Raw genomic sequence first — 24,047 nt, 5'->3', positions numbered from 1 at the left:
TATTGATACTGATACAGGTTCTAGCTGAAATTGGACAGATATAGCCTGGTTTGCTGCGCTAACTGGTATTCCTCATTCGTGTTGATGACGAAAATACCTGTCAAACTCTCGTCACTGGAGATTTGACACTGTCCATTGAGAAACTGGTTGTTTTTTTCTTCATCCAAACAAATACCAAACCGCTCCAGATTCTCACAACAACGTACTCGTATTTCAGAACAGTTTTCCCCGATGCCGCCAGAGAAAACAATGGCATCGACGTGACCAAGCACCACCATATACTCACCAATGGCTTTACGGACTCGGTAAACGAACATATCCACTGCCAGCTTTGCATCCACGTCACCACAATGCATGCGACTGAGGATCTCTCGCATATCGTGGGAACCACAGACTGCTTCTAACCCCGATTCAGCGGTCAATTTGTTGTTTACTTCATCTTGACCCATGCCAGAGCTGTGCTGAACATATAAAGGAATGATGGGATCAAGATCACCGCTCCTGGTTCCCATCATCACGCCTGCCACAGGCGTAAATCCCATCGATGTATCAACACTAATACCCTTACGTATAGCGCAAAGACTCGCACCGTTACCCAGATGCAGAGTGATAAGGTTGAGTGAGTGAACCGGCTGTTGCATTGCTTTAGCAGTTGTCACTGCCAAATAGCCATGTGATGCCCCATGAAATCCGTACTTTCTTATGCCGTATTCTGTCCTCCATTGTTTAGGCAACGGATAAAGATAGGCATAGTCAGGAAGATCTTTATGAAAGGCAGTGTCAAATAATGCAACTTGCGGCACATCTGGAAACTTGTCCAGACACATTTGAATACCAGCCAAATTACCAGGCAAGTGCAGCGGGGCCAGTGGGATAAGCTTTTCAATCTCTCCAATAACCGCTTCAGTGATTAACACAGGTGCAGTAAATAGTTCACCACCATGCACGACACGATGAGCCACAGCATCGAGTTCTATCGGGCTTACAGCCATGTGCTCTTTGAGCTTATTGATAGCTTGAGTCAGTACCAGTTCATAACTGAAATTTCTGGTAGTCTCAGATATATTGAGTTCAAAGACTGTAGTGTCTGACTCCAGGTCGATGACTTTTAGTTTCAGTGAAGAACTTCCACTGTTTAAAACCAATATAGTCTGCATTATGCTGGCCAGGTCCAGTTCGCGTATTCTGGTGCATCAACACCATATTCATATGCATACTGTCTGCAATCTATTTGAGCATTTTTCAGCTTTTCCTTGGCATGTCCACCGATTGGACTCAATATCTCCACACGATCGATAACATCCATCGCAATACTGAATCGATCGATTTCATTGCGTATCGCGAGCTCCAGTGGCGTATTGATGTTCCCTTTCTCTTTATAACCACGAACATGAATATTTTTGTGGTTCGTTCTTCTATACGCCAAACGATGGATAAGCCATGGATAGCCATGAAAATTAAAGATGACCGGTTTGTCTTTAGTGAAAAGACTATCAAAATCTTTATCACTCAAACCATGAGGATGCTCGGTACTGGGAAGTAATTTGAATAGATCAATGACATTGATAAATCGAATTTTCAAATCAGGGAAAAATTCATGTAGCAAGCAAATTGCCGCCAGTGATTCCTGAGTGGGTATATCACCACAGCCCACCATTACAACATCAGGCTCTGCCCCCTGATCTGAACTCGCCCAGTCCCAGATACCTATGCCTTTTGTACAATGCCGAACCGCTTCATCCATGCTCAGAAACTGCAAGTGTTTCTGCTTATCAGCAACAATAACGTTGATATAGCCTTCCGAGCTCAAACAATGATCGGAGACTGACAGTAGGGTGTTTGCATCTGGTGGCAAATAAATACGACACACAGACGGACTTTTATTGACAACAATATCCAGAAAACCCGGGTCCTGATGAGTAAATCCATTGTGATCCTGACGCCAGACTGTGCTGGTAATCAGAAGATTCAGGGATGAAACTGGCGCTCGCCAGGATAGTTGATTGCTGATGTCCAGCCATTTGGCATGTTGATTGAACATGGAGTCAATGACATGAACAAAGGCTTCGTAACTGGAAAAGAACCCATGACGTCCCGTCAGTAAATACCCCTCTAGCCACCCTTCAAGAGTGTGCTCAGACAGCATCTCCATGACACGACCATCACGCGATAACTCCCCGCCATCCTCATCCTCAGGATAGCGTTCTGCAAGCCACATTTTTTTACTGGCAGCATATATCGCGTCTAGCCTATTCGATGTATTTTCATCAGGCGAAAAAACACGGAAATTATCCTCATTGGATTTCATGATTTCACAGAGGAACTTTGCCAGTGGCCGGGTATTTTCTACTTGGCTGACACCCGGCTGCTCTATACTGACCCCGAAGTTTTTAAAGTCCGGTAACCTTAATTTCCTTCTTAATACGCCCCCGTTAGCATGGGGGTTGGCACTCATTCTTTGTCTGCCTGTCGGTGCCAGGCTTTTTATTTCAGGAATTAGCTTACCTTGCTCATCAAACAGTGTTTCAGGTTGATAGCTACGTAGCCACTTTTCCAATTGTTCCAGATGGCTGGGATTATCTTTGACCCCTGCCAGGGGGACTTGATGTGCCCGCCAAAAACCTTCGACTTTGTGCCCGTCCACATAGTCAGGGCCAGTCCACCCCTTGGGACTTCTGAGGATGATGATCGGCCATCTGGGTCGCTCAAAACTATCCTGAGTTCGTGCTTGTTGCTGGATACGTTTAATCTCAACAACGCATTGTTCCATGGTTTCAGCCATCTTCCGATGCATTTCCATAGGCTCATGGCCTTCTACGAAGTATGGTGTATAACCATAACCAATAAACAGGCTTTCCAGCTCTTCATGAGAGATACGGGATAAGATTGTCGGATTGTTAATTTTGTAGCCGTTCAGATGTAATACGGGTAACACTGCACCATCGCGTCTGGGATTTAAAAACTTATTTGAATGCCAGGATGTTGCTAAAGGCCCTGTCTCAGATTCGCCATCACCGACAACCACAGTGACTATCAAGTCTGGGTTATCAAAGGCAGCGCCGAAAGCATGTGAAATACTGTAGCCTAACTCTCCCCCTTCATGGATAGAGCCCGGCATTTCGGGCGTGCAATGACTGCCTATCCCTCCTGGAAAAGAGAAATCTTTAAACAGCTTTCTCATTCCATCAAGATCTTCACTTTTTTCTGGGTACACTTCAGAGTAAGTGCCTTCAAGATACACAGGTGCCAACACACCAGGTGCACCGTGACCAGGTCCGGCAATGAAGATTGAGTTCAGATCATATTTGTTAATGAGCCGGTTCATGTGTACATAAACAAAAGACAGGCCAGGACTCGTTCCCCAGTGCCCCAGCAGACGATCCTTGATGTGTTCAGGAGTCAAAGGTTCTTTCAGGAGCGGGTTATTCTTCAGATAGATCATGCCCGCTGCTAAATAGTTACAGGCTTGCCAGTAGGCGTGCATTTTTTCTAGAGTTGATCCTCGTACGCTGTCGTTACGGCCAGAACTCATAAATGTATTCCCTCATTCAATGTGTATAAAGTAATCTCACTTCTCAGTCTCATAAAAGAATGATCACCGTTTTTATCTCGTTTAATGACATAGGGCTTTACAGCCATCGCTTCAAACATGAAGCAACTACACCAGCCAGTCTGGAACGCAGATCTCGTCTGAACCATATGCCTGAAGGCACCATCTCAGCCTCACTAATGTCATGGAAGAATTGTTCCTCGAGCGTTTCGCTTAAATGCCTGTTTGCACTGACCATGCTCAGCTCGTAATTAATGAAGAAACTTCGATAGTCGAGGTTAGCCGTGCCAATAATCGTCCAGGTTTTATCAATAACCACCGTTTTCGCATGAAGTATCCTGGGTAAAAATTCGTATATCTCTATACCGCTTGCAAGCATTGGCGCGTAGAGACTTCGGGATGCCCATAATGCAACACGGACGTCACTTTTTCGTGGAACGAGTAACTTCACATCCACACCACGGTTTGAGGTTTTAATGATCTCGTTAATAGTGTAAGAATCAGGGACGAAATAAGGTGTTGTTATATAGACAGTGCGCTTTGCTTGCTCAAAAACAGAGGCATATTCACATCTTAGCCGGTGTCGGCAAGCTAAAGTATGATTGTGTAACAACTGGCTGCCAGTGGCTGGCTGGCTGACTACCTCTCGCAAGTGCCCAGACCAGAAAAGATCGAACAACTGTGATGCCTCGTTCGCTTTTACACCTGTAAACCGAATATGTGTATCTCGCCAGCGAGAATCCCCGTACAAATTTTTTGAATTTTCCTTGTGAATATTAAAGCCGCCTAAGAATGCGACTTTACTGTCCACAACCAGCAGTTTTCGGTGGTCCCTGCAGTTATAACGTAATGGATGCTGCCAGCTCCAAGTATGGAACCAATGCAGTTCCACACCGCTTTGTCGCAAAGCTTTAATCAGTTGCTGTGATGACCAGCGAGATGAACCCACGGCATCAAGAAGCACCCTGACTTGAACACCATTTCTGGCTCTTTCTGCGAGTGCACTCACAAAAGCTTTTCCTATCTGGTCATAGGCAAAGATATATGTTTCCAATTGTATTGAGTGCTGCGCTTTTGAAATGGCAGATAGCATGCTTGCATACAGTTCATCACCTTCAACGAAGACGATAAACTCTTCCTTGGCATCATCGGGAAGCGTGATACATGAATTGCATCTATCCATCTGCTTTTCCAAATGTGAGCGCCGTAATGGGAGTTACGTTACATATCTTCTAAACGGTTGGCGGACTGTACCATTAACATCATTTCATGCTCCTCAAAAGATTTGAGTGTCTCGAGTAACTCTTGAGCCGAGGGTATATCTGTGCGATCACGCAAGTAACGATAGAGTTCTATCACCTGTTTATGCTGATCGATGATGACATGCATAATTTCAGTGGTTGATAGTTGAGAAAATGGCGCGTCACAATGGTGATGTTGAACTATGGGATTTTTGTTTAAGTACTCATAACACCAGGTGTTTAAAGCGTGCTCATCACCCCGGGCTTCGAACTCCTCTATCACATGGCCAAGCTTTTCTTCATGCTCTGACAAGTATTGCAAGAGCATTTTTGCTCGTGCATTTTCATTACTGTCGACACAATGCTTTAAACAAGCTGTAAGGTGCTGATGAAAGTCGCTTGTCCAATGTAATACATCTCTTAAGGTTTCAACCTGCATGATAGCTCCTGACTGATAGAAAAATATGTCGGGTTACAAAGGCTCATAGATGTAGAACACTTTTATTCTCGGCGACATTCACTGCAAACCGGGTATTTTCGTTCAGATGAACGCGGAAAGCTTCAAGTGCCTCGCTATCACCATGTACCAAGTGGATTTGTGTACCTGGCTTTAAATCTGAATCTTTTAACCATCTGGTTAATTCCATGTAATCCCCATGCCCAGACAAACCTGATATTGAATCAATCCTGGCTCGCACCGGTATCCACTCGCCATGAATTTTCACTGCGTCGACACCATCTACAAGCTTAGCTCCCCGTGTTCCGCCTGCTTGATAACCGGTGAACAATACTGTTGTTTTGTTGTTGCCCAGCAACCTTTTGAAATGATGTAGAATGCGTCCGCCAGTGGCCATCCCGCTGCCCGCAATGATGATGTGAGGATATGTTTGCCCTGCCAGTGCCTTGGATTCTTCTACTGATCGGGTATAGGTGACAACGTTACACATACGATGACATTGGTCCCTATCAAGACGGTGTTGGTCTTTGAATTCGCAAAAAACATCCGAAACCTTAATCGCCATCGGGCTATCGAGATATATAGGCATTTCAGGAATAACTTCGTCAGCCATCATTGATGCAAGCATGTGTTGTAAAGCTTGCGCTCGTCCCACGGCAAAAGCGGGTATGAGTAAGACGCCGCCATGGTGGGCCACATTATTAACCACATCCGCCAATTGTTTGAACGGATCGATACCACTATGTTGTCGATTTCCGTATGTCGACTCCAACAATAAATGGTCAAGAGCAGGCAAAGGTCGAGGTGCTTTCATCAACACATCTGAAAACCTGCCCACATCGCCAGAGAATCCTATTCGTTTGCCTTCTGCTTCCAGGATAATGCTTGCCGCACCGAGAATATGTCCGGCCGGTTGCAGGTGAAAACGACAGTCTTTTATTTCCACTGGTTCATCAAAGTCGATGGACTGAAACAGTTCAATACTGTTTTCAGCAGTATGACGGTCATAAAGTGGTTCTGGATGGGCATGTTTGCCTAATTTGTGTTTACTGTAATATCTCGCATCTTCTTCCTGAATATGACCACTGTCAGCCAACAAAATCCTACATAGATTCTTGGTAGCATGATGGGTAAATACCGGTCCACGGAAACCCTGTTTAAAAAGGACGGGTATATAACCTGAATGATCCAAATGCGCATGGGTGAGAATCACTGCGTCAAGTTCATCGACTTCCAGATCGAGTGGTTGCCAATTGCGTTCCCGCAGCCATTTGTAACCCTGAAAAAGACCGCAGTCGATCAATATGCGGCTATGTTCGGTTTCCACAAGAAATTTTGAACCGGTGACTGTCTCCGTCCCGCCAAGAAAAGTTACTCTCATGACTGACCTCCCTGAATTGTCGTTTCTGATAAGAAAGCTTCCACGGCGGTAACCAATAACGGTGCCATATCAATGCCGTTGGTATGGTGAACAATCGTGTTAGTTGTAACCAGTGATTCCAATCCAGCTGACATCAAATCCATATCGACACCTTCAGCAAAAATGCCATGTATAGCAGCACATAGAATATGAGCGATGCCTTTTGATTTAAGTGTGTTGATACACTCCAGAACGGTATGCCCACTGGAAATCACATCATCAATAATCACTGCTGTATGCGAACTGTATTGGTCAATATCAGGCAAAAAGATTTCGACGTTACGATCTCCATAGCGTTTTTTAGTACCAATAACGAATGGATGACTGCTTTGCTCAGCGATCTCAGACACCCACTGCTCACTCTCAGCGTCAGGTCCTATCAGTAACAAATCTTTTTTTTCTTTTAGCCACTGAGCTAATGCCGGTGCCCCTTGAACTACTGTTGAAGGAACCTGATAAATTTCATCCAGCGCATGATAGCGATGCAAATGCGGATCCACAGTGACCAACCAATCCATGTGATGGGAAAGGTCTTGCGCGAATATTTTTGATGTTATTGCTTCGCCTTCCATGAAACGCCGGTCCTGTCTCATATAGCTCAAGTAAGGTGCTATCAAGCCGACACTGGCAGCACCAAGTTCACGCAAAGTATTTAACAGAAAGATCAAAGGTAAATACTTAGCGTTTGGTCGAGATAAATCGGCAATGACCAGGCAGCTTCGTCCATTGACTGGAGACAGGACACGAAGATACGATTCGCCATCAGGAAATTGTCTTGTGTCGAACTCGCCCGTCTCCCCATTTAACAGATCTGCAAGTGATAGTTGCAATGGATGTGGCTCAAGGGCAAATACAAGGGGTTGTGCTATGCCTGCCTGTTTACTTGGAGGAATGTGATTTACTGAATCTGCTGCCATGTGATCGCTGGGCCTTTTAAGTCAAGTTGATAGTGAAAGGGTTGCCCTGCTCACTGTAATAAGCGAGTGCGTAATCGCGTTCTCCCTCACTGTCACTGAATAAAGTAAATAATGGTTCCCCTTTACTGAGGGTGTCACCAACTTTAGCGTGCAGCCTCACCCCGGCAGCGGGACTGCCTGGCGCACCAGCTAGTTTTGCCAGACGCGCTAACTTACGATTATCTATCTCAGTGATTGAACAGACTTCTGGAACGAGCTCCGTATGCTGATAACGGGCATCTGGTAGCTGTTTGATACCACCCTGTGCTTGAACTATGCGCTGAAATTGCTGCCAGGCTTTACCGCTATCTAATATTGATGTGGCTCGCAAGAGACCTTGTTCAACACTTTCCTGATATGACAGAGAAAACAGGTTTGCAGCTAAGAACAAAGCACGCTCACGGAGATCCAGCGGCGCATCATTGCCTCCCTGTAGGACTGAAAGTACGTCCCGTGCTTCTTCAACGGGACCGATCCCCAGACCAACAGGTTGACTACCATCCGTAATAAGACAGCGAATGTTGATGCCACAAGCAGCACCCACCTGAGTAAACAGCGAAGCCAGTCTGTTGGCTTCTTTGTCCGAGCGGACCTTGGCCGTGGGACCAACTGGAATGTCAACCACTGCATGGGTTGAACCTGCAGCAATTTTTTTTGAAAGGACGGAAGCGATAAGTTGCCCCTCTCCGTCCAGGTCAAGTGCACGTTCTATACGAATTAACAGATCGTCTGCTGGGCTAAGGTTAACAGCACCTCCCCAGGCAAGACATGCGTTAGTGTCAGCAACAACACGCTGAATATCATTGAGGTTAAGGTTGACGGTAGTCAGCGCCTCCATTGTGTCTGCAGTGCCAGCTGGTGAAGTGATCGCCCTTGATGATGTTTTGGGAATGACCAGCCCTGCCGCACTGACAATTGAAACAACCAGCGGTGTAGTACGGTTACCTGGCAGGCCCCCAATGCAGTGTTTATCGAGAATCATGTTTTGACCAGACCAGGATAGGCGCTTACCGCATTCAACCATGGCCTGGGTCAGGCCAATTATCTCATCAACGTCCAGGCGACTTCCTGCACAAACACTGAGAAAACTGGCAATTTCTATATCAGAATAGCGGTGCGCACTGATGTCTTTGATAATGTCAGCAATTTCATCGTCACTGAGCTTGTTGCCAAATACTTTTTTTCGTACATGACTCAATGAGGTAACGATGGGGGCATGACTGACCATGAGCTTCTGCCCCTCAATAGCACTCAGACGGTGCATGGCGATTCTGGATAAGCCTGCTGTGCCTGACGGCAAAAGTTGTCCATCAACCACATTCAAGGTTGCAATGACGCTGTTTTCATTAAAACGGAGCGTGACCCGGCTGTTGGCGGTGAAGCCTTCTGAACGACAGATATGGCAATCACTTCGCATGTATACCACCGGCTCCTGGTGGGTATCTATGCCCATATCAACAATAGTCAGTAGGTGTGATGTGGTCATGGCTAAATTTTTAATTCCTTAATTCAGTATGCCGATAGTGATTAAGTGAGCCTGCTGGAACGCATGCAAAAAAGATTCTCATCTCTCTATATCTCAGCACTGGGAAAACAATTCTGTTTACCTGAGTTTGTTACCTGAAGGTGCTTTATTACAGCAGTGGGGCTCATGTTTGGCATTGTTTTTTATGTTTTCGTCGGTTTGTCGTTGCCAGCCAAGTTTTGTCTGGCTCCACCAACTGTCTTTAATTGACGCACCGTGTTTTTCAACAATTACAAGCAATTCATCGATGTTGTGGAGAGATGCCTCGTAAGCAATGTTAAGCGTTTGCTTATTGGTATTTAGCCTGACATCGTCAACCCATGGTAATGAATCGATCTCAGCAATCATCTCACTGCTATTGGTTTGTTCAAGCCCAACTAGCCCCAGCTTATGTTTTGTCAAAAAACCGGGATTAATACCCAGCCTGTGCTTAGTCATCTTCTCGTCTCCAGTGTTAAATAAGACGCGGGGTTGTTGCCTGTTCATCCGTGATTAGAATTTTGGAAACCATCCGGGTGTCTTCGCCATGTAGCTTCGGTATTCATCGCCAAATTCATCAAGTGCCATTCGCTCTTCTCGTTTGGCTAAGCGGACATAGACAATAACCAGAATTGGGAACATGACCAGCGTCGGGATTGTTGGCCATTGCAACAAAAAGCCAAACATAATCATGATAAAAGCGATGTATTGTGGATGACGCATTCTTGCGTACCAGCCGGTTGTTGCCAGTTGTCTGTTTTGTTGGGCGTGGTGTAATACGCTCCAGGCAGAAGCCAGTAAAAAGAAACCAAGAATAATGACGACGTTGCTTGCAATATGCAGTGGATCAAAATGCGGGTTACCTTCAAAACCCAGTAGCGTATGCAATAAATGTCCATTTTCGTGTGACATGAAATCTACACCGGGATACTTTTCCGCCAACCAGCCTGACAAAAAATAGATGGTTAGTGGGAACCCATACATTTCGGTGAATAGTGCAATAATGAATGCTGAAAACGCCCCCAGACTACGCCAGTCTGTTTTGGTCTTTGGCTTAGTAAAACTAAAGGCAAAAAATATAAATATTGCTGAATTTATTAAAACCAACGTCCACAGGCCGTATGCTGATTCACCATGCATATTTTTTCTCCAGTAATGTTCTCTCATCCTGACCTTTAATGATCATGTTCACGCTCTTTTCGGCCATCCTCCAGTCCGCGTTGATAGGCATCCTGTTCAGACTCGCCTCCTCCATGCTGATGACCACCATGTCCCCCATGACTGCCATGCATAAAGAGATGTAAAAAAGGGCAAGCCAGTAGAATCAAGTAAGGCAGGAACTGCCAGACATGCTGGCGATGTTCCATAAGAAGAAAGTAAGTCACAACAACAATCAAAACGAGTGCGGTGAAACCGGCAGGGGTTTTCCAAAATGATGGTCTTTGAGTGTCCATAATTCACCTCAGGTGTGTCATGTGAGAAGTAAACCTTCTACTTCATGTTGTAGTGGAACCTGTTTCGCATTGCTTGGATAAACGTCATAGAAAATGGCAACAAATTTGTGAATACTCATATCCAGGCCCTCACTGTTGTTTTGCCCATTGAGGTCTAGATTTTTCATATTTTTGCCCGCCGGAGTCTCAGCGCATTAAGTACCACTGACAAGGAGGAAGCGCTCATGGCAAAAGCGGCAAAAATTGGTCCAATCAGAATCCCCAGGAATGGATACAGAATCCCTGCGGCAATCGGTACACCGGCAGAGTTGTAGATCAAAGCAAAAAACAGGTTTTGCCGAATATTTTTCATGGTGGCGTGGGCAAGTCGTCGTGCACGGACTATCCCGTCCAAGTCACCTTTGACTAGAGTGAATCCTGCACTTTCAATGGCAACATCGGCCCCAGTACCCATCGCAATGCCTACATCGGCCTGGGCCAGTGCTGGTGCATCGTTAACACCATCTCCCGCCATAGCCACTTTGCGACCCTGTTGCTGTAGCTCCTCGATGATACGAGCCTTATCTGCTGGCAGAACATCAGCTCGAATTTCGTCAATACCCAGTCGTGCGGCGACTGCCCTGGCTGTGCGTTCATTGTCCCCCGTCGCCATGATGATTTTCAGACCGAGTTGGTGAAGTGTTTTTAGCGCAGCTGGTGTCGTTGCTTTGACCGGATCAGCGACGCTTACCAAGCCGGCGAGCTGACCTTCAAGAACAATAAACATCACTGTTTCACCCTGGTCACGGCGTTTATTGGCTTTGCTGGTGAGTTCATCACTTTGCAGCCCCAAATCAGTCATCAGCGCGAGGTTACCAAGTGCCACGGCGTTACCGTCCACAACACCTTTGACGCCCTTGCCTGTGACAGCTTCAAAGTCTGTTGCGTCTGTTAGCGCTACTTTTCGTTCCTCAGCACCTCTGACGATAGCTTCAGCCAGTGGGTGTTCTGAGCCGCGCTCAAGCGAGGCGGCAAGTCGAAGCACCTCTGCCTCGTCATGGCCTGCTTCGGGTAGTACGGCAACAAGTTTTGGTTTACCCTCTGTCAGCGTGCCTGTCTTATCGACTATCAGCGTATCGACCTTTTCGAAGCGTTCTAATGCCTCAGCATTTTTTATCAATACACCTGCCTGTGCACCACGCCCCGTTGCAGTCATGATCGACATTGGAGTAGCCAGACCCAGCGCACAGGGACAGGCAATAATCAAGACCGCCACTGCTGATACCAGTGCATAGGATAAGGCGGGGGCTGGTCCCAAGATTGACCAGGCAATGAAAGAGATGATTGCAATGCCTATTACAGCTGGCACGAACTTGCCGGCAACCATGTCAGCCCATTTTTGTATCGGTGCACGTGATCGTTGCGCCGCAGCAACCATTTCCACAATTTGGGCGAGCATCGTGTCAGAGCCAACTCGCGTCGCTTCCATTATCAAACTACCTGTCCCATTAATGGTTGCCCCGGTTAACTTCTCACCCTCAGTCTTCTCAACAGGGACAGGTTCACCAGAGATCATGCTTTCATCGACTGAGGAACGACCTTCGACCACAACCCCGTCTACAGGCACTTTATCGCCAGGTCTAACTCTGATCCGATCACCCACGTGAACGTCTTCTAATGGTATTTCCTCTTCCTCACCATCTTTTCGAATAACGCGTGCGGTCTTGGCAGCCAAATCCAGAAGTGCTCGAATGGCCTTACCGGTACCCTCTCGAGCACGCAGTTCCATCACCTGTCCAAGCAGTACTAATGTGATGATGACAGCTGCTGCCTCAAAATAGACGCCCACATGTCCTGTTTCTGGATCCCGAAAGCCAGATGGAAATATATCCGGGGCAATCATGGCAACCATTGAGTATAGATAAGCCGTTGACACACCCATGCCTATCAGTGAGAACATGTTCAGATTCATAGTGCGGAACGAATTCCAGCCACGTACGAAAAAAGGCCAGCCGGACCAGAGGATAACCGGGGTTGCTAGCAACACCTCAAACCACAGAGATAAGCTTTCTCCCAAAAGCTCACGAATCTGACTAAATCCAATGTATGGACTCATTGTGAGGATAAGGAGTGGAATGGTTAGCGCTGCGCCGACCCAGAAACGCCGGGTAAAATCGACAAGCTCGGGATTAGGTTCATCCACCGCCATTGCAGCAGATTCCAGCTCCAGACCCATACCGCATATTGGACATGAGCCCGGCTCTGTGCGGCGAACTTCTGCATGCATCGGGCAGGTATATACAGGACCTTTCCAGCCTTGAGGAACATTATCGTATTCACCCTGAACAGCACTTTTACTTTTGGTTGCTGTGTCATGTTGATGATGCATTTGGGACATAGTCTTATGCCCTCCACAACAATTAGATTCATTACCAAAGGTTTCTGAGTCCGTGTGTTGTGCATGCTCATGATGAGATTTGAGCTCAGTTTCTGGCACCAGGTGCATACCACATTTCGGGCAATCTCCCGGCTGTTCAGATCTTACTTCCGGGTGCATCGGACACGTATAGACAGGGCCTTCCCCGCCTTGGGGAACACCATCATTTTCACTCTCCACAGCAGTTTTACTTTTGACAGCTGTGTCATGTTGATGATGCATTTGGGACATAGTTTTATGCCCCCCACAACAATCAGGTTCATTGCCAGAGGTTTCTGAGCCCGTGTGCTGTGGATGCTCATGATGAGATTTGAGCTCAGTTTCTGGCACCAGGTGCATACCACATTTCGGGCAATCGCCCGGCTGTTCGGACCTTACTTCCGGGTGCATCGGACAAACATAGGCTGTATTTTTTTCAGCACTATGTTGGCCGGGCTTGTCTGAGGCTTCTGTATTCTTTGTGTTCATGTGTAAATCCCGAGTTAGTCCAAAACAGTCGCTGGGTATCCTGCTTTTTCCAGGGTGGCAATTAGTTCATCTGTCTGGACTGTTCCGCCCACTGATACGACACCACTGGCCAGATCCATGCTGGCATTGCTTACACCGTTCAGAGATTGAAGGGCTTTTTCAATGCTCTGTACACAGCCACCACAGTTAGCACCTTCAACTTTTAATTGTTTGACTGGTAACTCACTGACTAATTGCTCAATGCCTACTTTCGTTACGACGGTGGAATTGTTTGTACAGCAGCAACCTTGCTTAGCTGTTTCACTTTGATGTGTTGAATGTATTTTCATTACTTTTCCTCCGTCGCAAATGGGACAGTAAATTCTTCTATCAAATGGCAAATCATTTGACCTGTAGGCTCCATATCGGGCATTTGTTTCCATTGAGCGAGCGCTTGTTTCATCCTTTTCCTTAATTGCTGCATTTCCCTGAAACGTAGCTCTGTTTCCTGCAGTCGCTTAGCCAGTAGACGCCTTACCTCGGGACAAGGGGACCTCTTCTTGTCGGCGTCGGCCAGGATCTGCTGAATATCATCAACCGAGAAACCAAGCTGTCTTGCGGCTAATACAAACTTCAACCGATTAATATCTTTATCGCCATATTCTCTATAGCCGTTAAATTGATTCTTTTGAGGCTGTAGCAATTTCATACGTGTGTAAAACCGGACAGTATCAGGACCTATGTTTAATGTTTTCGCCACTTCATTAACAAGCATGCCCTACTCCTATTGCCAGACTTTTAACATCAAAGCTTCGTTTTGAAACTTTGGTTTGACTAACAGCTTAGTTCAAGCTTAAACCTGTGTCCTTGACATAGGTCAATAGCGCGATGATTAGTCATGAACTGCTCGTTAGGCGAATATCGAACGCCGTTAAGAATATGAAAAACTTTTGCTCATCGCCCGTGAAGAGGGATAAATCTATGTGCGAACGATGCCCCCAAAGTTATTTTTTTATGCGTAAAGACAGGCCTTAAGAGAAATAATAGGACGGGCTATTTCGATATGGAACAAATGTAATGAACTTGTAATTGATTACATCGAATATGACAAAAATGTAATGAATCAGAGGAGGTTTTCTACTAGTATTTTTACCTTCACTTATTTGTGCCCTCTGGCAAATAGAAGCATCGGTTTAAGGATTAATGAATAGCCACCAATTCTTTAGACACTGATCAGCCGTTTATGAAATCGATTTTCAAACTCTACAGGCGACAACTGATTATTGAAACTATGTCGTCGTTTTGAGTTGTAGAACATCTCGATGTAATCGAAGATGTCGTTTCTCGCTTCCTGTCTGGTTGAATAGATTTTTCGTTTAATTCGCTCACGCTTGAGCAACTGAAAAAAGCTTTCTGCAACCGCATTGTCATGACAGTTACCACGCCGACTCATACTGCCTTCCAGGCCATGTGCCTTTAAAAATGCGCTCCAGTCATGGCTGGTGTATTGGCTTCCCTGATCGGAATGCACAGTGACAGGAGTGACCGGGTTTCGGCGCCAGACAGCCATAAGCAAGGCATTCAGCACCAACTCCTTAGTGATGCGGGATTGCATCGACCAGCCGACTACTCTTCGGGAATACAAATCAACAACGACCGCCAGGTAGAGCCAGCCTTCGTGAGTTCGAATATGCGTAATGTCCGTCACCCAGGCTTCATTGGGCGTGGCAGGACTGAACTGACGTTTCAGCCTGTTTGGCGTGACGATATGCGGCTTTCCTTTTGATGAGCGAGGCTTTCTGTACCCAACCTGCGCTTTGATACCGGCCTGCTTCATCAGACGCAGCACACGGTTCGGGCCACACTGCTCACCATATTCGCGTAGGTCGCTGTAAATCTTTCGATAGCCATAGACCGCGCCGGACTCTAACCAAAACTGTTTGATAAGCCCTGATAGACGCTGGTCGGCTATAGCACGGCTTGATTTGGGTGTTTTGAGCCAGGAATAAAAACCACTGGGGTGAACATCCAGCAACCGACACAATTTCCTGACCGGCCAAATACGCTGGAATCGTTTGATAAAGGCGTACCTCACTCGGGGTGACTGGCGAAGTACGCCGCTGTAGATTCAATGGATCAATGCAACAACCATGGTAAAACATCGGTTATTGGAGATCTTTTGGATGAAACGAATGTTTACGACACAAGAAAAAGAATTTGTTTTTGACTCATGGAAGAGAGGCATAGGCTTTAGTGAAATAGCTAAAATTCTGGATTCGAAACCAGGTACTATTTTCACCATTTTAAGAGACACCGGAGGTATCAAGCCACCACACCGAAAAAGAGCTTCGCTGCACCTGACATTGGCAGAACGAGAGGAAATAAGGGCGGGGTTATCAGCGAAGAAAAGTATTCGAGAGATAGCCCTGTTCTTGGGCCGTTCACCCTCTACCATTTCAAGAGAAATCCAACGCAATCGTGGCAGACGCTACTATAAAGCCGTAGACGCCAACAACCGAGCCAGCAGAATGGCAAGGAGGCCAAAGCCTTGTCTGCTTGAGCAGAACCAGGAGTTAAGGCAACTGGTTCTGGAAAAACTGGAACTAAAATGGTCACCTGAGCAAATCTCGGGGTGGCTGAAAAAGACTATGACTCGTCAAAAAACAATGCAAATCTCGGCAGAGACGATCTACAAGACATTATATTTCCGCACTAGGGCGGCATTACACCATCAGTTAGTTAAGCATCTTCGCCGCTCTCATAGCCTTCGACATGGGAAGCGGCACTCTCGTAAGGGAGAGCGAGGCACCATCAATATCGTCAACGGTGTCTCTATTCATGAGCGGTCCAGACATATCGATAACCGTCGCTCTGTCGGTCACTGGGAAGGAGACTTAGTATCTGGTAGCAACAACACACATATTGCGACCTTAGTTGACAGAAAGTCCCGCTATACCATCCTCGTTAAATTAAAAGGCAAAGATGCCACGTCGGTGAACCATGCACTGATAGAGAAGTTCAAAGAAATTCCTGTCGAGCTTAGAAAGTCACTGACCTGGGATCGAGGGATGGAGTTAGCTAAACATACTGAACTTACGACAAATACAGGCGTGGCAGTGTATTTCTGCGATCCCCAGAGTCCTTGGCAACGAGGGACGAATGAAAATACAAACGGCCTTATTCGCCAATACTTCCCTAAAAAGACGTCCTTGGCCCAGCATTCACAACAGACACTGAATGCAGTGGCTGAGCAACTAAATAACCGCCCGAGGAAAACACTTAAATTTGATACACCAAAACAGGTAATTGAAAAACGTGTTGCGTTGACAGGTTGAATCTACAGCGGCTTTTTTTAGGATGTCTCGCTCTTCGGTAACGCGTTTCAGTTCTTTTTGGAGGCGCTTTATTTCAGCATCGGCATCCGCTTTTTGCTGAAAATGCGGTGCTTCAGGACCGTACTTCCTGATCCAGGCGTAAAGGCTGTGTGTCGTGACGCCAAGTCGACGCGAGACATCAGCTACTGAGTAGCCGCGATCTGTGATCTGACGAACGGCTTCGATTTTAAATTCTTCGGGATAACGTTTGTTGCTCATTTGCACCTCTCTGATTGCCATTTTGAATGGCTGAAAGGCGTCTAGCAAATTGGTGGCTATTCAAGTAATCGTCGGACTTATATGCCTCAGCTAATTCCTCTGATGTTACTGAGAATAGTTTATCAGAGGCCTGCTTAACTGATGCAGATGTTAGTGTTGATACATTTTTTTGAATTCTGCATCATTCTGGAGCCGCTCTTTCCTGCTCTCATCTTTATTAGTCATAGCTTGAAGAATTAATCTAAAAAAATATTCAATTACACCATATATCTTATGGTTTCAAAGTCAGGACTTCATTTCCAATAGCTGTCTTAACGGTTATGGTATTAACCATGTATGACAAAGCTATAGTCGTCTCATGAGCATGCTACTCCTGTTGGCTCATATGCATGCGTATGTGGTGGATACGGCCTGTACTTTTGACAAGTCAAAGCTTTCTATCGGTTAGTCAATTGACTTTATGATTACTATAGAATTTAAGTTTATATTTTTGAATCAAGAAAGTATGCTTCCTCATGCCTAAACATACTTATGTCAGTGAATACAGAGTTTCGAAAATGGACTGCCCTTCTGAAGAGGGGATGATCCGCATGGCATTAGACGGGATTGAACCCAGCGTTGTACTTGAATTTGACACGCCTAATCGCAAAGTACGCATATTCCATGGAGATAATGCGACAACGATTGAGTCGCAGATGCAATCATTGGGGCTGGATGCCACGCTTGAAAAAACTGTGCCCGTGGCAGATAAGGATCTTGCCAGCGCATTAGATGAAGACGCTAAAGCATCACAACAAGAAGCTGGAATTCTGAAATGGTTACTGGCAATCAATGCCACCTTATTTGTGACTGAATTATTTGTAGGATGGTGGGCAGAATCGACCGGCTTGATTGCCGATTCTCTTGATATGTTTGCTGACGCCGCAGTTTATGGCGTCTCCCTCTATGCAGTTGGATATAGCGCTAATAAGAAACTGCGTGCTGCGCACTTTTCCGGCTGGTTGCAGTTGATACTTGCCGTTGGTGTCCTGGCTGAAGTCTTGCGAAGATTCCTCTATGGCAGTGAACCATTATCCAACATTATGATCATGATGGGCCTAATCGCTCTCGCTGCTAATGTGACCTGCTTACTGCTTATTGCGAAGAAACGCCATGCCGGCGCTCATATGAAAGCCAGCTGGATTTTCTCCGCTAATGACGTCATAGCCAATGCTGGCGTTATCTTGGCAGGTTTATTGGTTTCATGGACAGGTTCACATTACCCCGACCTGATCATTGGTTTGGTGATAGCACTCATTGTGATGAATGGGGCCCGACGCATATTACAACTGCGTCACTAGTCCCTCAACGTCAATTACTAAGCGGATTCATCACGGCAGTATTCTTGCTTCAATTCAATCTCGATGGTGGTATGAGCGAGGCTGAATGGTTTTAAGGTCTCGGCCACGGAATCTTTGACGCTGTTGTATCGTCCGTTTTCAAGGCTGCCTTCAATCACGAGATGAGCCGTCAGGACATGCCGTTCACCATCGAGTGACCAAAGGTGTTGATGATGAATGTCACTGATACCATCGATGTTTAAGAGTTTGTGTCGGATTTCATCATGCAGGGTTTTGTCGGGTACTGCCTGCAGAAAAATCTTGCCGGTCGCCCAGAGGTTGCGAATCACATTGATCAAGATAAACAAGGTAAACCCAACTGATAGCAATGGATCAAGTATGGGCCAGTCCACGAATTGCAGAATCACCGACACAACCAGCACAGCAACCCACCCCAGCACGTCTTCCAGTAAATGCCAGTTCAGCACTTTTTCATTCATCGTACTGCCTTTGCTAATACGATAAGCCGCAAACCCATTAATGGTCACACCCAATATGGCTAAGGCGAGCATACCTTCAGTGACTGGCATCACTGGATCAGAAAGACGGGGTATGGCCTGAGTGAGCACCCAAATGGAACCGGCAATAAGCACAATACTGTTTAAAAAGGCACCAAATAAGGTTAAGCGGCGGTAACCGTAGGTGAACTCATTATTAGCTGTTTTCTGCCCCCAGCGTGATAACAGCCAGGCACTACCAATAGAAAGACTATCACCCAGATCATGTACCGCATCGGCCATAATCGCGGTACTGTTGGTCAGCAGGCCACCGATAAACTCAATGATGGTGAAGCCAAAATTCAGCAAAAACACCAGGCCAATACGTCGTGAATTTGTCTCATCCTGACTATTGTGATTATGCATAAAAACGCTCCAATGTTCTCAACAACACAGCGACTTCTTGTGCTGAAATACGCCGCTGCTGTCATATCATGACCAGCAACGGACTCAGCATCGCCGGCTAGGTTTTTTTATCTCTACTATGAATCAACTTATAAAGTGCCGGTAACACAACCAGCGTCAATAACGTTGAGGAAATAATGCCCCCAATCACGACTGTCGCCAGCGGTCTTTGCACTTCAGCGCCGGTACCGGTATTGAGTGCCATAGGAACAAAACCCAGACTTGCCACTAAAGCGGTCATCAGTACGGGCCGCAACCGCGTCATCGCGCCCTCGACAATCGCTTTATGCAAGTCTCCGTGGCTATGCCAGTAGTCGCGGATAAATGCCAGCATCACCAGGCCATTGAGCACTGCAATCCCAGACAAGGCGATAAATCCGACACCGGCTGAAATGGAGAGCGGCATATCTCTGAGCAGAAGCGCCATTACGCCCCCCGTTAGCGCCAGTGGCACACCGGTAAAAATAATGGCTGCATCACGGAACGAGCCCAACACGGTCACTAGTAAGCCCATGATAATCAGTAGCGTTACAGGTACGACGATGGACAGTCTTTGACTGGCTGACTGCAGTTGTTCATAGGTGCCGCCGTATTCAACCCAGTATCCCGGGGGCAGCTCAACTTGCTCTGCAATGCGTTGCTGCGCTTCCTGGACAAATGACCCGAGATCGCGTCCTCTGACATTACTGGTGACAACCACTCGTCGTTTGGCATTTTCCCTGGAAATCTGACTGGGAGCCTGGATCAGTTCGACCGTGGCCACTTCAGAGAGAGGGACATAATCGCCATCCGGCAGGCTGACTGGAAGCACTGAAAGCGCCTCAATATCTTCTCTGATTTTTTCCGGTAGACGCACCATAAGCTTGAAACGTCGATCGCCATCATAAATGAGACCGGCCATACCGCCGCCCACCGCAGTAGAGATCATATCCTGCAAATCATCCACATCGAGACCATATCGTGACATTGCCATGCGCTTGGGCTCGACCGTCAGCATGGGCATATCATCCACTTGTTCAAGACGCGCATCTGCACTACCCGGTATCTCCTGAATCACGGCCAGAACGGCTTCTGCATTTTGCTTAATCAAGTCCAAATCGTCGCCGAACACCTTAATACCCACATCGGCGCGAACCCCTGAAATCAGCTCGTTAAAGCGCATTTCGATAGGTTGGGTAAACTCATAATTATTGCCCGGCAGTTGTTTCACTGCAGCTTCAATTTGAGCGATAAGTTCACGCTTGGGCAGGTCCGGCTGCGGCCATTCACTTCTTGGTTTAAGGATCAGGAAAGTATCGGCCACATTCGGCGGCATAGGATCCGTGGCAACTTCCGGTGTCCCCAATTTGGCAAAGACTTTATCAACTTGCGGGAATTCCTTTAACCGTTGCTCGAGCAGTTCTTGCATCTTAATGGATTGCTCAAGACTGGTGCCGATACTGCGAAGCGCATGCAGTGCAATATCCCCTTCGTTAAGTTGCGGGATAAACTCAGAACCCATTTTGCTGGCCACATTGATTGATACTGCAACGATAATGGCGGCAACAAGGAGAACGACCCAGCGCAACTTCAGACTGAGCAGCAAGACGGGACGATAAAGCCATTTTGCACCACTGATAAGCAGACTCTCTTTTTCCTTGACCCGGCCTCCCATGAACGTCGCCACGGCAGCCGGCACGATGGTGAGTGTGAAGATCATGGCAGAAACTAGGGCAATAATGACTGTTGCAGCCATCGGTTCAAACATCTTCCCTTCAACACCAGTGAGGGAAAACAAGGGAATGTATACGACGGTAATGATGGTCACACCGAACAGACTAGGCCGAATTACTTCGTTAGTGGCTTCAAAAACAACTTGTAAACGTTCTTTTAAGGGTAATATTCCCCCAGCCTGTCTTTGTGCGATAGATAGCCTGCGGATCGCGTTTTCAACGATAATCACAGCGCCATCGACAATCAAACCAAAGTCGAGCGCCCCCAGGCTCATCAGGTTGGCAGAAATACCCGCTTGGACCATGCCGGTAAATGTTGCCATCATGGCCAGCGGTATGACGGCCGCAGTAATTAACGCGGCCCGGATGTTCCCCAACAGCAAAAACAACACAACGATGACCAGCAGAGCCCCTTCCAGCAGGTTTTTCTGCACCGTCTTGATAGCCTTGTCGACTAGTGTTGTGCGGTTATAGACCGCTTCAGCGATGACACCTTCCGGCAGTGAGGATTGAATCGATTTAAGTTCCTTTGCGACTCTCTCAGAAACCTCACGTGAGTTTTCACCGACCAGCATCATCACCGTGCCTACAACGGTTTCTTTACCATCACGCGTGCCAGCACCGCTACGAAGCGGCTTTCCAATGACGACCTCGGCAACGTCTTTGACTAATACTGGCCGATCATTAATATTTTTCACCACGACATGGCGAATATCTTCGATAGTCTTGAGCTGTGCCGGTGATCGAACCAGAATTTGTTCGCCAAAGCGTTCAATATAACCGGCCCCCCGATTATCGTTATTACGCATTAAGGCCTGTTTCAGTTCACTGAGGCTGACACCAAAATTTAATAACTTCGTGGGATCGGGCTGAACATGATATTGCTTGTCATAGCCGCCATTGGTATTCACCTCAGTGATACCTTTAACACGCTCAAGTCGTGGCTTGATTACCCAGTCCTGAATCACGCGTAAATCGGTGGCATCATAAGGTGTGCCGTCATCCTGTCTGGCCCCCGGTTCGGCTGTCACCGTGTACATCAGAATCTCGCCCAGTCCTGTCGCAATAGGCCCCATTTCAGGTTCAAGCCCTTCAGGCAATGAGCCTTTGATGACCGCAAGGCGATTATTGATAAGATTACGCGCGAAATAGAGATCCGTTCCTTCCTCAAATATCACAGTGACTTGTGATAGCCCATAGCGGGAGATGGAGCGGGTGTAATCAAGATTTGGCAGACCGGCAATGGCTCTTTCGACCGGGTAAGTGATGCGCTGTTCTGCCTCCAGTGGCGAATAGCCGGGTGCTTTGGTATTGATTTGTACTTGTACATTGGTGATGTCAGGAACCGCATCAATCGGCAATTTCTGGTAACTCCATACACCCAGACCGATAATGAGGAATATCAGGGACAACATCAGGCCCCGTCTCTCAATTGAGAACGATAGAATTTTATTTATCATGCAGAACTCCGTATTAGTGGGCGTGTGCCGCGCCTTCTTTTTCCAGATCAGCCTTAATGAGGTAGCTGTTCTCTACGACGATTTCATCGCCTTGCCGGAGTCCGGATAACACTTCGCTGTATCTGCCATCGGAAATACCCAATTTCAGTGGTTTAACCTGATATTTTCCATCCGTTTTGAGAAAGGCAACTTGTGAGCCTTCATAGCGTTGAATGGCACTGTTGGGAATTCTGATGTCCACGGTTTCTTGCTGGATAATGACTTGTGCTTCCACTAATAAGCCCGGAAACAGGGTTGCTTCTGCGTTTTTAATGGGAACACGGGCAATTCTGTATGGCTGGGCCTGATTACTTGGCAGCAGTTGCTTGATACTGGACTCAAACTTTCGTTCACCATTCAACAGGTGAACTTTTTGCCCGGCTTTTATTGCAGCAGCCTGCTCAGGGAACACTTTAAGCTCTGCCCACAGTGAATTGGTATCGGTAATGATGAACAGGACTTGATCAGTGGCGATTTCGCCTGTGCTGGCTTCTTTTGCTGTAATCGTGCCTGAGATGGGAGCACGCAGGTTGTAGCTCTGCAAACTGTTATTGGATTCCACACTCGCCAGTAACTGCCCTTTTTTAACCTCATCACCAAAGTTCACATTAACGCGGGTAATTCGGCCAGGAAAACGGGCTCTGACCTGACTCACCTGATCAGGTGAAAGTACAATCCTGCCATAGAGCTTGGTCGTCAGTGATACCTCTCCGGCCAGGGCTTTCGCGGTAGCGAGGCCTTGTTGACGGGCCATCTCATCATCGATTTCAACGTGATTTTCCTCTTCACTTTCATGCCCATGCCCGTGCTCATCCTCATTAGCGGTCGCAGGTGAAGCATGCTCACTGTGAGATTCAGTTGAATTATGCGTTTGTTCGTCATGCTGATGCTGATCGACACTGTGCGACTTCTCTTCTTTGTGCGAAGAACTCTCAGACGCTGAATCATGCTTATGGTCAGCCTCTGATTCGTGTTGTTCAGTTTGCTTATCAGCATGTTCATGCTCGTTTTGAGCGATAACAGGTGATGCGGCGGTTATCAGCAACAGTGCCGACAGGATTGATAGACCGCTGTTCAAGGAAAAGTTAATCCATCGTTTTTCAAACATTTTTTTCTGATACATTTTGTTTACTCCGTTTCAGCCAGTGGCTCTGCTGTCAGTTGCTCAATTTCAGCCTCGTATTTGAGCGCTGCTGTGGCAGCCTCGATAACAGCACGTCTGGCGTTGAGCAAATCCTGTCTGACAGTGAGTAAATCCAGATAACTATAGAGTCCACGCTGATAACCCACGCGTGTCTGCTCCAGGCTGGTGTTAAGTTTGGGGATAATTTGTTGTTGCAGCTTCTGAATGCTGGTGATGGCCTGACTACGACCTGAATAGGCGCGATATAATTGCGTATGAAGTTGCAGCAACACGTCCTGACGGCGATAGGTCACTTCATTTCTGGCGGCCAGTGCTGCTTCTATTCTGCCCTGAGCCCGCTCCTCGCTGAACAGCGGCATAGAAATGCCCGCAA

At 46.9% G+C, this 24,047-nt stretch carries 19 protein-coding genes and 2 pseudogenes; 2 read left to right on the top strand and 19 right to left on the bottom strand.

Going from position 1 to position 24,047, the window contains the following annotated elements; genetic code table 11:
* Positions 1 to 20: 20 nt before the first annotated feature.
* The 14 genes and pseudogenes from FH755_RS01325 to FH755_RS01260 form a co-directional block, all read right to left on the bottom strand.
* Positions 21 to 1,157 (bottom strand): acetate/propionate family kinase, encoded by a 1,137-nt coding sequence (locus FH755_RS01325; protein ID WP_292437918.1) that lies wholly within the window; start codon positions 1,155 to 1,157, stop codon positions 21 to 23.
* Positions 1,157 to 3,532, bottom strand: a complete 2,376-nt coding sequence (locus FH755_RS01320) for a phosphoketolase (protein ID WP_292437916.1) — start codon at positions 3,530 to 3,532, stop codon at positions 1,157 to 1,159. The genes FH755_RS01325 and FH755_RS01320 overlap by 1 nt, the downstream gene beginning before the upstream one ends.
* 97 nt (positions 3,533 to 3,629) lie before the next feature.
* Positions 3,630 to 4,733 carry a phospholipase D-like domain-containing protein gene (locus tag FH755_RS01315; RefSeq protein ID WP_292437914.1) on the bottom strand — a complete coding sequence of 368 codons (1,104 nt, stop codon included), beginning with the start codon at positions 4,731 to 4,733 and terminating at the stop codon, positions 3,630 to 3,632.
* 38 nt (positions 4,734 to 4,771) lie between these two features.
* Positions 4,772 to 5,230 carry an ATPase gene (locus FH755_RS01310; protein ID WP_292437908.1) on the bottom strand — a complete coding sequence of 153 codons (459 nt, stop codon included), beginning with the start codon at positions 5,228 to 5,230 and terminating at the stop codon, positions 4,772 to 4,774.
* A gap of 43 nt (positions 5,231 to 5,273) precedes the next feature.
* Positions 5,274 to 6,629 carry an MBL fold metallo-hydrolase gene (locus FH755_RS01305; protein WP_292437906.1) on the bottom strand — a complete coding sequence of 452 codons (1,356 nt, stop codon included), beginning with the start codon at positions 6,627 to 6,629 and terminating at the stop codon, positions 5,274 to 5,276.
* Positions 6,626 to 7,585, bottom strand: coding sequence for a ribose-phosphate diphosphokinase (locus tag FH755_RS01300; RefSeq protein WP_292437905.1), 960 nt, complete (start codon positions 7,583 to 7,585; stop codon positions 6,626 to 6,628). Before FH755_RS01300 ends, FH755_RS01305 begins: the two co-directional genes overlap by 4 nt.
* Positions 7,586 to 7,601: 16 nt before the next feature.
* Positions 7,602 to 9,110: a thymidine phosphorylase family protein gene (locus FH755_RS01295; RefSeq protein WP_292437904.1), complete on the bottom strand. Its 1,509-nt coding sequence runs from the start codon at positions 9,108 to 9,110 to the stop codon at positions 7,602 to 7,604.
* 117 nt (positions 9,111 to 9,227) lie between these two features.
* Positions 9,228 to 9,587: a hypothetical protein gene (locus FH755_RS01290; protein WP_292437903.1), complete on the bottom strand. Its 360-nt coding sequence runs from the start codon at positions 9,585 to 9,587 to the stop codon at positions 9,228 to 9,230.
* Positions 9,588 to 9,641: 54 nt separating this feature from the next.
* Positions 9,642 to 10,268, bottom strand: a complete 627-nt coding sequence (locus tag FH755_RS01285) for an isoprenylcysteine carboxylmethyltransferase family protein (RefSeq protein ID WP_007146155.1) — start codon at positions 10,266 to 10,268, stop codon at positions 9,642 to 9,644.
* 35 nt (positions 10,269 to 10,303) lie between these two features.
* Positions 10,304 to 10,582, bottom strand: a complete 279-nt coding sequence (locus tag FH755_RS01280; RefSeq protein WP_292437902.1) for a DUF2933 domain-containing protein — start codon at positions 10,580 to 10,582, stop codon at positions 10,304 to 10,306.
* 163 nt (positions 10,583 to 10,745) lie between these two features.
* Positions 10,746 to 13,466 (bottom strand): copper-translocating P-type ATPase, encoded by a 2,721-nt coding sequence (locus tag FH755_RS01275; RefSeq protein WP_292437901.1) that lies wholly within the window; start codon positions 13,464 to 13,466, stop codon positions 10,746 to 10,748.
* Positions 13,467 to 13,480: 14 nt separating this feature from the next.
* Positions 13,481 to 13,795, bottom strand: a complete 315-nt coding sequence (locus FH755_RS01270) for a heavy metal-associated domain-containing protein (RefSeq protein ID WP_292437900.1) — start codon at positions 13,793 to 13,795, stop codon at positions 13,481 to 13,483.
* On the bottom strand, positions 13,795 to 14,220 hold the full coding sequence (locus FH755_RS01265) for a MerR family DNA-binding protein (protein WP_292437899.1): 426 nt from the start codon (positions 14,218 to 14,220) through the stop codon (positions 13,795 to 13,797). Before FH755_RS01265 ends, FH755_RS01270 begins: the two co-directional genes overlap by 1 nt.
* A 447-nt stretch (positions 14,221 to 14,667) precedes the next feature.
* A pseudogene (locus tag FH755_RS01260) lies at positions 14,668 to 15,561 on the bottom strand (IS3 family transposase); the annotation flags it as partial.
* A 67-nt stretch (positions 15,562 to 15,628) separates the two neighbouring features.
* Here FH755_RS01260 and FH755_RS01255 point away from each other — a divergent pair.
* The gene (locus FH755_RS01255; RefSeq protein WP_292437898.1) at positions 15,629 to 16,780 is read left to right on the top strand and encodes an IS30 family transposase; all 1,152 of its coding nucleotides are present in this window, start codon (positions 15,629 to 15,631) and stop codon (positions 16,778 to 16,780) included.
* Positions 16,781 to 16,792: 12 nt separating this feature from the next.
* Here FH755_RS01255 and FH755_RS01250 read toward each other — a convergent pair.
* Positions 16,793 to 17,038 (bottom strand): annotated as a pseudogene (locus tag FH755_RS01250) (transposase); the annotation flags it as partial.
* Between the two features lie 515 nt (positions 17,039 to 17,553).
* Between FH755_RS01250 and FH755_RS01245 the strand changes: the two are divergent.
* Positions 17,554 to 18,378 (top strand): cation transporter, encoded by an 825-nt coding sequence (locus FH755_RS01245; protein WP_292437897.1) that lies wholly within the window; start codon positions 17,554 to 17,556, stop codon positions 18,376 to 18,378.
* A 17-nt stretch (positions 18,379 to 18,395) separates the two neighbouring features.
* Here FH755_RS01245 and FH755_RS01240 read toward each other — a convergent pair whose 3' ends face one another.
* The 4 genes from FH755_RS01240 to FH755_RS01225 form a co-directional block, all read right to left on the bottom strand.
* Positions 18,396 to 19,280 carry a cation diffusion facilitator family transporter gene (locus tag FH755_RS01240; protein WP_292437895.1) on the bottom strand — a complete coding sequence of 295 codons (885 nt, stop codon included), beginning with the start codon at positions 19,278 to 19,280 and terminating at the stop codon, positions 18,396 to 18,398.
* Between the two features lie 97 nt (positions 19,281 to 19,377).
* Positions 19,378 to 22,491 (bottom strand): CusA/CzcA family heavy metal efflux RND transporter, encoded by a 3,114-nt coding sequence (locus FH755_RS01235; RefSeq protein ID WP_292437893.1) that lies wholly within the window; start codon positions 22,489 to 22,491, stop codon positions 19,378 to 19,380.
* A 13-nt stretch (positions 22,492 to 22,504) separates the two neighbouring features.
* Entirely contained in the window at positions 22,505 to 23,638 is a 1,134-nt protein-coding gene (locus tag FH755_RS01230) for an efflux RND transporter periplasmic adaptor subunit (protein ID WP_292437891.1), read from the bottom strand.
* 20 nt (positions 23,639 to 23,658) lie between these two features.
* Positions 23,659 to 24,047 (bottom strand): TolC family protein (locus FH755_RS01225; protein WP_292437889.1); only part of this gene is annotated, 389 nt, incomplete at its 5' end.

It is taken from the genome of Methylophaga sp. (assembly GCF_009711715.1).
Classification (GTDB): Bacteria; Pseudomonadota; Gammaproteobacteria; order Nitrosococcales; family Methylophagaceae; genus Methylophaga.
The sequence above is the reverse complement of the archived record's forward strand: the minus strand, read 5'-3'. Positions and strand labels throughout refer to the sequence as shown.

Bases quoted from the DNA above. Each gene is read 5' to 3' on its own strand.
- FH755_RS01245 (WP_292437897.1), top strand. From the start codon at position 17,554: ATGCCTAAACATACTTATGTCAGTGAATACAGAGTTTCGAAAATGGAC.
- FH755_RS01300 (WP_292437905.1), bottom strand. From the start codon at position 7,585: ATGGCAGCAGATTCAGTAAATCACATTCCTCCAAGTAAACAGGCAGGC.
- FH755_RS01265 (WP_292437899.1), bottom strand. From the start codon at position 14,220: ATGCTTGTTAATGAAGTGGCGAAAACATTAAACATAGGTCCTGATACT.
- FH755_RS01235 (WP_292437893.1), bottom strand. From the start codon at position 22,491: ATGATAAATAAAATTCTATCGTTCTCAATTGAGAGACGGGGCCTGATG.
- FH755_RS01280 (WP_292437902.1), bottom strand. From the start codon at position 10,582: ATGGACACTCAAAGACCATCATTTTGGAAAACCCCTGCCGGTTTCACC.
- FH755_RS01275 (WP_292437901.1), bottom strand. From the start codon at position 13,466: ATGAACACAAAGAATACAGAAGCCTCAGACAAGCCCGGCCAACATAGT.
- FH755_RS01240 (WP_292437895.1), bottom strand. From the start codon at position 19,280: ATGCATAATCACAATAGTCAGGATGAGACAAATTCACGACGTATTGGC.
- FH755_RS01320 (WP_292437916.1), bottom strand. From the start codon at position 3,532: ATGAGTTCTGGCCGTAACGACAGCGTACGAGGATCAACTCTAGAAAAA.
- FH755_RS01315 (WP_292437914.1), bottom strand. From the start codon at position 4,733: ATGGATAGATGCAATTCATGTATCACGCTTCCCGATGATGCCAAGGAA.
- FH755_RS01255 (WP_292437898.1), top strand. From the start codon at position 15,629: ATGAAACGAATGTTTACGACACAAGAAAAAGAATTTGTTTTTGACTCA.
- FH755_RS01310 (WP_292437908.1), bottom strand. From the start codon at position 5,230: ATGCAGGTTGAAACCTTAAGAGATGTATTACATTGGACAAGCGACTTT.
- FH755_RS01305 (WP_292437906.1), bottom strand. From the start codon at position 6,629: ATGAGAGTAACTTTTCTTGGCGGGACGGAGACAGTCACCGGTTCAAAA.
- FH755_RS01325 (WP_292437918.1), bottom strand. From the start codon at position 1,157: ATGCAGACTATATTGGTTTTAAACAGTGGAAGTTCTTCACTGAAACTA.
- FH755_RS01290 (WP_292437903.1), bottom strand. From the start codon at position 9,587: ATGACTAAGCACAGGCTGGGTATTAATCCCGGTTTTTTGACAAAACAT.
- FH755_RS01295 (WP_292437904.1), bottom strand. From the start codon at position 9,110: ATGACCACATCACACCTACTGACTATTGTTGATATGGGCATAGATACC.
- FH755_RS01285 (WP_007146155.1), bottom strand. From the start codon at position 10,268: ATGCATGGTGAATCAGCATACGGCCTGTGGACGTTGGTTTTAATAAAT.
- FH755_RS01270 (WP_292437900.1), bottom strand. From the start codon at position 13,795: ATGAAAATACATTCAACACATCAAAGTGAAACAGCTAAGCAAGGTTGC.
- FH755_RS01230 (WP_292437891.1), bottom strand. From the start codon at position 23,638: ATGTTTGAAAAACGATGGATTAACTTTTCCTTGAACAGCGGTCTATCA.